This is a genomic window from Pedobacter sp. (assembly GCF_035566355.1).
Lineage (GTDB): Bacteria > Bacteroidota > Bacteroidia > Sphingobacteriales > Sphingobacteriaceae > Pedobacter.
In genome coordinates, this window is record NZ_DATMRL010000040.1 from 1 (window position 1) to 5,554 (window position 5,554).

General features: G+C 37.9%; 7 protein-coding genes. 6 read left to right on the forward strand and 1 reads right to left on the reverse strand.

From position 1 onward, the window contains the following. Window positions 1-742: glycosyltransferase family 2 protein (locus VNZ46_RS01345; protein WP_325558274.1), on the forward strand; the 742-nt coding region annotated here is incomplete at its 5' end. Window positions 743-857: 115 nt separating this feature from the next. Continuing rightward, the gene (locus tag VNZ46_RS01350) at window positions 858-1,067 is read left to right on the forward strand and encodes a hypothetical protein (protein WP_199083431.1); all 210 of its coding nucleotides are present in this window, start codon (window positions 858-860) and stop codon (window positions 1,065-1,067) included. A 71-nt stretch (window positions 1,068-1,138) separates the two neighbouring features. Here the strand turns inward: VNZ46_RS01350 and VNZ46_RS01355 are convergent, their stop codons facing one another. Further along, a complete protein-coding gene (locus VNZ46_RS01355; RefSeq protein ID WP_325558275.1) occupies window positions 1,139-1,849 on the reverse strand; it encodes a DUF4397 domain-containing protein in 711 nt (236 codons plus the stop codon). A 274-nt stretch (window positions 1,850-2,123) separates the two neighbouring features. On the opposite strand from VNZ46_RS01355, the gene VNZ46_RS01360 reads away from it, so the two are divergent. The 4 genes from VNZ46_RS01360 to VNZ46_RS01375 form a co-directional block, all read left to right on the forward strand. Next, window positions 2,124-2,663 (forward strand): RNA polymerase sigma factor, encoded by a 540-nt coding sequence (locus VNZ46_RS01360; protein WP_325558276.1) that lies wholly within the window; start codon window positions 2,124-2,126, stop codon window positions 2,661-2,663. A 9-nt stretch (window positions 2,664-2,672) separates the two neighbouring features. Continuing rightward, window positions 2,673-3,923 carry a hypothetical protein gene (locus tag VNZ46_RS01365; protein ID WP_325558277.1) on the forward strand — a complete coding sequence of 417 codons (1,251 nt, stop codon included), beginning with the start codon at window positions 2,673-2,675 and terminating at the stop codon, window positions 3,921-3,923. A 156-nt stretch (window positions 3,924-4,079) separates the two neighbouring features. After that, the gene (locus VNZ46_RS01370) at window positions 4,080-4,691 is read left to right on the forward strand and encodes a TetR/AcrR family transcriptional regulator (RefSeq protein ID WP_325558278.1); all 612 of its coding nucleotides are present in this window, start codon (window positions 4,080-4,082) and stop codon (window positions 4,689-4,691) included. Between the two features lie 275 nt (window positions 4,692-4,966). Next, window positions 4,967-5,554, forward strand: a 588-nt coding sequence (locus VNZ46_RS01375; protein ID WP_325558279.1) for an aminotransferase class I/II-fold pyridoxal phosphate-dependent enzyme, incomplete at its 3' end; no start/stop codon positions are given.

The following is a 5,554-nucleotide window of genomic DNA, read 5'->3' on the forward strand; positions in this document are numbered from 1 at the left end:
TATCACCTCACAGAACATGGATAGACGTGCGTTTGATCTTTTAAATACGATCACAGTGGTTCCTGGTGCCATTGGTGCCTTTAGGAAAAAGGTGATCGAAGAAGTAGGTGGGTTTACTACGGATACACTTGCTGAAGACTGTGATCTGACCATGCGTATTTTGAGAGCAGGCTACGTTGTTAAAAATTCCAATGAGGCTATTGCCTATACAGAGGCCCCGGAAACAGTAAATATGTTGCTGAAACAACGTTTGAGATGGAGTTTTGGGGTGATGCAGAGTTTCTGGAAGAACCGGGATACTTTATTGAAGAGAAAGTATGGCTATTTTGGAATGATCGGTATGCCGAATATTCTGATCTATCAGATTATTTTGCCTTTATTTTCGCCATTAGCGGATCTTTTTATGGTGATTTCCCTGGTGAGCGGGTTGTGTTCGCTGGCTTCTGTAAATTCTTTGACCTTTGAGGGAATTCATAGCATTATGAGCTTGCAGAACGGTTTTGGTCAGGTGTTGCTGTTTTACGTGATTTTTATTATTGTGGATATGTTGTTTGCCTTATTGGCCTACAGGATGGAAAAAGAGAAATATAAAAACCTGCTTTACATTATTCCCCAGCGTTTTTACTGGCGACAATTGATGTATATCGTATTGTTCCGTTCCATCAGAAAAGCTTTGAGGGGAGAACTGGAAGGTTGGGGTGCTTTAAAGAGAACCGGAAACGTTAAAGAGGAAGTTGGATAGATCAGCACAAGGGGATCATAATCTGTGTAAGATAATTAATCTGGTTAGAGAAAATTCTTGATAACTTTTCTTAATCCTTAACATTAACTTAACATTACATGTCCATCTTTGTGCTATGTTTATATATGCACTTTCCGGAACCTTCTATGTCTTTGCATTGATTGCGGCATTTAAGATGGAAACACCTTTAAAAGGTCTGTTATTTATGCTGGCAGTAGCTGCTGTTAGTGGACTCCTATATCTTTTTATTCTTTTTCCAGGTATTTCAGGTTTATCTGTGGCGCTGATGCTTGCGGCTTTTATCCTGCGCCAGGGAAGGAGATAGAATTGTGGTTATAAAAAAAAGCAGCCTTTCGAATAGAAAGGCTGCTTTTTTTATGGATTTGGATCCAATAATTAATTATGGCTTGTTACCTGAACAGTAAGTTTATTAGCATCTGTTGTTGAGTTCAGTAACCCTTTTGCCCAAACTGTATATACTTTTCCAGCTGTAAATTTGTAATCACTAAGCTTAATTCCAACTTCAGTACCCGTTGTGTTTTTTAGGGTTAAAGTTGATTTGTCAATTGCAGTCACATCTTTAAAATCCGTATTCGCTTTGTAAGCAATATTTTCAAATTTAGTCGCATTGTCGTTTATAACCAGATTGAGTGCCGGTGCATCTGGCGAAAGATTGATGAACCTTATTTTTGCTTTTCCATTGGCAGGAGCATCAGTGTTGTCTTTGATCAGTAAATAATCCAAGGTTTCTGTTTTATCACCTGTTATGTATAGTGAATAATAATTTCCGGCCTGGATATCTACGGTTTTTTTCAGCAGGCTGGTTGTTGTTCCGGTTACAGCAATATTTGCTTCTCTCTTACCTTCATATACGCGGAAGTACTGAATGTTCTGTCCGAAAGATAAACCTGTATTGTTTACCCTCTCAGTACCCAGGTAAAAATCCAATGGATTGGTGTTCGGATAGGCATTAACCACACTAAGTACAGCTACTGCAGGCGTGTTCACATTGTCGTAATTGCTGTTTTTACAGGCGCCGAAAATAGCAGCAACACCAAGTAAAGCAGCAAATATGGACGTTCTTTTTGATAGTTTTGGTAGTCTCATGTGTTTAATATTTTAAATTAAATAAATGTTTTATGCTGTGTAAACGGTTGGTGATTTAAAGACGCTACAAAATTTTTAAAAAAAATTCAGTGGGTATGCGGAGAATGACCAGAAATCAAAAGATTACATTTAATAATAAATATTGAATAATTTTGTAGCGTTTTACAATTCCTCTCCGTTTGTCTTTTATTAGGGTTAAATGTCTGCCCTTCGGGACCGGGAATAAATTAATAACAAAAGATAGGCTTATCGAAGCGTGGATAAAAAAAGTATAATGTTCCAGGATATTATTGATGGACTTGGGGCTCATGATAAGCGGGTGCAAGAACGGATTTATATCTTTTATTGGGGGTATTTAATGGGTGTTGCGGTTAGGTATATCCAGGATAGGGATACGGCCAAGGAAGTTGTTAATGACAGCTTCATTAAAGCATTTAAGAACATGTACGATTTTAAACACAATCATGTTATTGAGGATTTTCAAAAGTCTTTTAAGGCCTGGCTGGCAAAAATTACGGTACGGACAGCACTGGACAGGATCAGGCTCAATAAATCTCCGCTGAGTTTTGTGGAGGATTATGAAAACCTTTCGACCGGGCATGTGGAGATAACGGATACACTTTTTGTAGATGATATTATGAAATTGTTGTACCATCTGCCTGATTTGCATCGGACGGTATTCAATATGTACGAAATAGAGGGTTTTAGTCATGATGAGATATCTAAAACTTTAGCTATCCCTGAGAGTTCAAGCAGAACTTATTTAACCAGGGCAAAGCAACGGTTAAGAGAATTATATATAAAAAAGCATTAGAGTTAAGGGATGGAAGCTCCGGATAAGAAAGAATTAATTGATGAGATCGCTGCTCTTTTTAAAGAGCATGAGGAACCCTATGAGGCTGGAGCCTGGGAAGATTTCTCGAAGCGTAGCAGAAAGAAAGGGCCAATAGGTGTGATTTGGATAGGTGTTGCAGCTGCTCTGTTGGTGATTTGCTCTGTTTTACCTTTTGTTTGGAAAAAGAATAGTGTTGAACAGGCAACTGTGGCTGTAAAAAAGGAACAAAATCAATTGCCCGCAGGAAGCGTTGGTGGCCATGCTGGTGTGGGCGCACAAGACAATCATCACGTGGGGCCGGAGAAATCGAAATCTGATGTCCAGGATGGTAATCAAAGAGCGTCAGCAAACCAGGCCTTGTTGTTTGAGCATAAAGGTCATCAGAATGAGATTATAAATGAAAAGGTTTCTGGTGAGGCAATTAAACCGAATACACAAATGATTGCTGCGCTGGGTTCAGATAGCAGTTCCAAACCATTCAAAAAGTCGGATGTTGCGTCGGCAGGGTTAAATAATCAGGCGCATGCAGCCGTTGAGGAACCAGCAAAGGAGAAGGATTTTATGGAATTTCTAAGGGAAGAGTCCTCGAAGCCCGTGGCTAAAACGGCAAAAGCAAAAACTGATTCAAGGTGGGATTTCGGGGTTGAAGTTTCTCCAACTTTATTACAGTCAAGGTTGAATATGGGGGCAGGGGTGACCACCGAGTATAAATTATCCAAAAGTTTTTCTTTAAGTTCCGGAGTTGCCTATGTTGCGATGGCTGCCGGGAAAAACCTTACGCCTGATTTTAGCCAGGCCAGTACGATGTCAAATAAAAAGCTGACTTCTGTTAACTCAGATATCCGGGCCATTGACATTCCGATTTCTTTAACTTTTAATGTAAATAAACAGTTGTATACTTCTGTTGGTGTTTCCTATTTCGGAGTGATCAGTGAGAAGAGAAATAATAAATATTTAACAGAACTGGAAGTTTCGAGTACTTTACAGGATGTTGCTACGGGAGATATTAAGTCTTTTCAGAGTGTTCTGAGGGAAAAAAATAATGAGGTTGTAACTGAAACACCCCTGAATGGGAATAGCTATCTGGGCTTTTTTAACTTTTCTGTGGGTAGGAAACAGGAAATTTTTAACAGATATAATATAGTAGTGGAACCTTTTTTGAAAATACCGGTTGGAAAATTATCGAATCAGGATCTCAAGCTCACCAATGGTGGAGTAAGGCTTAAGTTGACCTTTTAACTATTGGTAATCAGAACGAAAAGGGGGCGCAGGCCCCCTTTTTTGTTTATTGTTTGTAATATTTTCGCCTTAGGAAACACTTATCGCGATTCTATTATATAATTATGTACTTTTGGACCTGAATTGAATTTCGGTCTATTATTTAGAAGACAGACAATGGAAAAGGATGAAATTGTAATTACAGAAATACTTGCCGGGGCCAAAAAGCTTTTCGGAAAACATGGTTTGAAAAAAACGACCATGGAAGATATTGCTGCAGCTGCAGGAAAAGGCAAGAGTACGCTTTATTATTATTTTCCAAGTAAAAAGGAGATTTTTGAGGCGGTTGTGGAGAGTGAAATGAAAAATGTGGTGAAGAGTTTGAGGGAGGCGGTCAATGCAGCAAGGAAAGCAAAAGACAAATTGAAAGCCTTTCTTCATGCACAAATAACTGCAATAGTGGGATATCATTCTTTTAAAGAGGTGATTTTTGAGGATTCTATGGAAAGTCTGAAAGTGCTGATGTGCTTGAAAACCAGGTATGAACAAATTCAGATTGATATGATCAGAGAGATTTTACTTGGCGGCTCGCAATCGGGTGAATTCAAAGAACTTTCTCTGATTAAGATGAATAAAATGGCCTTTATGATGGTTACTGCCTTTAGGGGATTGCATTATCCTTTGAGTATTGAGAGTTCTGAATTTGAGTCTGGGGAATACTTTGATGAGATGATTGACTTGCTGATTGAGGGGATAGGAAACAAGAATAAAAATGAATATTCATTTTAGACTAATCGACCTAAAATGTCGAATGAGTGATGACTTTAGGCTAAAATAATTAACTTTAAACAATTAAATAACAAAACTTAATATGTGATTAATTATTTGACAAAAATATTATAGACTAAAACACGAATATAGTCTAGCAATGAATTACTTTTGTTTCATCTTAAATTAACATATTTTTAATATATTTAGATCAAGTTTTAATTTGGCCATTGTTGGTTAAATTTGGAATATAAATATTATGAACCCCTCTGAAGAAAAAATTATATAATTCAGGCATGCGTAAAAAATTACACGATAGGATTGCATCATTCAAGGATGCAAATGCAATCAAAGAGAAAGGCCTGTATCCTTATTTCAGGTCTATTGAATCTGCACAGGATACAGAAGTGATCATTGATGGCAAAAAAGTATTAATGTTTGGATCAAATTCGTACTTAGGATTGACCAATCACCCAAAAATTAAAGAAGCAGCAAAACAAGCTGTTGAAAAATACGGAACGGGTTGTGCAGGATCGAGATTCCTGAATGGAACACTGGATATTCATTTAGAGCTGGAGAGAAGACTGGCCAGTTATGTTGGTAAAGAGGCTGCCGTACTTTTTAGCACAGGTTTTCAGGTGAATCTGGGTGTAATTTCCTGCTTACTGGACAGAAATGATTATTTGATCCTGGATGAGTATGACCATGCTTCTATTATTGATGGAAGCAGATTGTCTTTTTCAAGATCTATAAAATATGCGCACAATGATATGGAAGATCTGCGCAAGAAATTGAGCCGTCTTCCTGAGGATTCTGCTAAGTTAATCGTTGCTGATGGAATTTTCAGTATGGAAGGTGATTTGGTTAACCTTCCTGAAATTGTG